A 1,844-nucleotide genomic window follows, 5' to 3' on the forward strand; every position below is an offset into this window, starting at 1 on the left:
GGCGCAGAGTGGCGCGGTGAGATTCTCCGAGAGCACATAGGCCGGTATGCTTACCAAGTGTGGCCAAAATGCCATGGCGATCCCTGCTACTGCCAGAAGCCACGTCGGCAGTACGTCCCTGATCGCGAGGAKGGYGCACGTCACAGTAACCGCGCCGAGGATTACCTGACTAAGAATAACCAGGGTGTACCAGCTGTCGTAGCTGTCAGTGACAGCCATTCCGATCGCCAGCAACGCCGGGTACGCCGGATCGCGAAACCCGTCCGAGAAGGGGTGTGGGGATCCCGGAGCGGCAGAAGAGAACAGGCGGCGGTGATACAGATTCCAGGCGTATCGGTAGTACTGTCCTGCGTCTCCCCAGTCAGCATCCCGGTAAAGCGGCTGCAACACCTGGGCGTGTGTAACGAAGTACCAGCGGAGGAATACGGCGAGCAGTCCGGCAAGAATTGCGACTGCGACCGCTGCACGAGTGCTAGCTGTCTGCGAGCCACCGGCCGGAAGTTGCGACACGGCTCCGCTGGTCACCCTGCGAGTCCCTTAGTGAAATAGTGCATGAGATCCCCTGCGGACTTCCATAGTGTACGGGCCCGTGAGCGGGCGAGGATACGCGAACGCCTCTCGGGTGGCGACCGCTACCCGCTTGCATGCAAGGCCCCACCCCCGTACCGTCCTCCCCGAGCACAACCCCAAGGGAGCCCCCATGAAACCACTTCTCGCCGCGCTGGCCCTCGCGCTGGCGTCCGGCCCTGTCCTGGCCGCCGACGCCGACAGCGCCGCCCCGCATCCTTTCTCCATCCGCGACCTGGTCATGATGGACCGCGTCGGGGATCCGCAGCTGTCGCCGGATGGGCGCTATGCGCTCTTTACCGTGCGCGCCACGGACTACGCCGCCAACAAGGGCGTGACCTCCATCTATGTGATGGACCTCAATAAGCCGCCCCAGCCGGTGAAGGTGGTGGAGAAGGGTTCGTCGCCGCGCTGGGCGCCGGATGGTAAGTCCATTTTCTATTCGGCGCCGAAGGATGGGGTGGCCCAGGTCTGGCATCGTTCGTTCGACGCCGATAACGCCAAGGGCCTGGCCCTGACCGTCCGTACGGGCGATGCCGTGACCACGGCCCCACTCGATGTCGGCTCGTTCAAGCTCTCGCCGGACGGCTCGAAGCTGCTCCTGAGCTACGAGGTATTTACCGACTGCGCTGACCTGGCCTGCACCAAGGAGCGCCTCGACGGCCGGGAGAAGGACAAGTCGACAGGCACCGTCTACGACAAGCTCTTCGTCCGTCACTGGGATACCTGGGCCGACGGCCGTCGCAACCAGCTCTACATTGCCGACGCCAATAACGCCTCGCAGCCGGTTCTGCTAAGCCGGGATATCGATGGCGACGTTCCGAGCAAGCCTTTCGGCGGCGAAGATGAGTTCTCCTTCTCGCCGGACGGTAAGACCGTGTACTTCGATGCACGCATTGCCGGCAAGACCGAGCCCTGGTCGACCAACTTCGATGTCTATAGCGTGCCTGCCGATGGGTCCGCGGCTCCGACGAATCTCACGGCCGACAACCTGGCATGGGATGCGAACCCCGTGGTGTCGCCGGACGGCAAGACCCTCTTCTATACGGCCATGAAAGATCCCGGCTCGGAAGCTGACCGTTTCGGCATCTGGGCGCTGGACATCGCCTCGGGCTCGAAGCACGAAATCGATCCGTCGTGGGACCGCTCCGCCGGAACACTTACGGTGTCGGCAGATGGCAAGACCCTCTACACGACCACGGACGACAACGGTCAGCATCCGCTGTTCGCCATCGACGTGGCGACGGGCAAGGCGACCACGCTGGTCTCCGATGGCT

The 1,844-nt window shown here is 63.5% G+C and carries 1 protein-coding gene and 1 pseudogene; one reads left to right on the top strand and one right to left on the bottom strand.

Features of this window, described 5'->3' with window-relative positions:
• The coding region (locus AC1DT2_RS22260) for a hypothetical protein (protein WP_477298795.1) at positions 1–525 on the bottom strand (525 nt) is incomplete at its 3' end.
• 175 nt (positions 526–700) lie between these two features.
• On the opposite strand from AC1DT2_RS22260, the pseudogene AC1DT2_RS22265 reads away from it, so the two are divergent.
• A pseudogene (locus tag AC1DT2_RS22265) lies at positions 701–1,844 on the top strand (S9 family peptidase); the annotation flags it as partial.

Source organism: Luteibacter sp. P4_E6, assembly GCF_056401535.1.